Genomic DNA, 297 nt, shown 5'->3' on the forward strand with positions numbered 1-297 from the left:
AAGAGGAAAAATAATGTCTAGAAAATTGATTACCATCAACCAAGTAAAAGATTATGTCGGTCAAGAAGTGACCATTGGTGCCTGGGTTGCTAACAAATCAGGCAAGGGCAAGTTAGCCTTCCTGCAATTGCGTGACGGAACAGCCTTCTTCCAAGCAGTTGCCTTCAAACCAAACTTCATCGAAAAATTCGGTGAAGAAGCTGGTACTGAGAAGTTTGATGTAGCAAAACGCCTTAGCCAAGAAACGTCTGTCTATGTGACAGGGATTGTCAAGGAAGATGAGCGTTCTAAGTTTGG

The 297-nt window shown here is 42.8% G+C and carries 1 protein-coding gene; it reads left to right on the plus strand.

Annotation, left to right across the window (positions count from 1 at the left end; all coding sequences use genetic code 11):
* Nucleotides 1-13: 13 nt before the first annotated feature.
* Nucleotides 14-297 (plus strand): OB-fold nucleic acid binding domain-containing protein (locus C1G53_RS12110; protein WP_238139150.1); only part of this gene is annotated, 284 nt, incomplete at its 3' end.

The sequence above is a fragment of the Streptococcus suis genome, assembly GCF_002960445.1.
GTDB classification, from domain to species: domain Bacteria; phylum Bacillota; class Bacilli; order Lactobacillales; family Streptococcaceae; genus Streptococcus; species Streptococcus hyiners.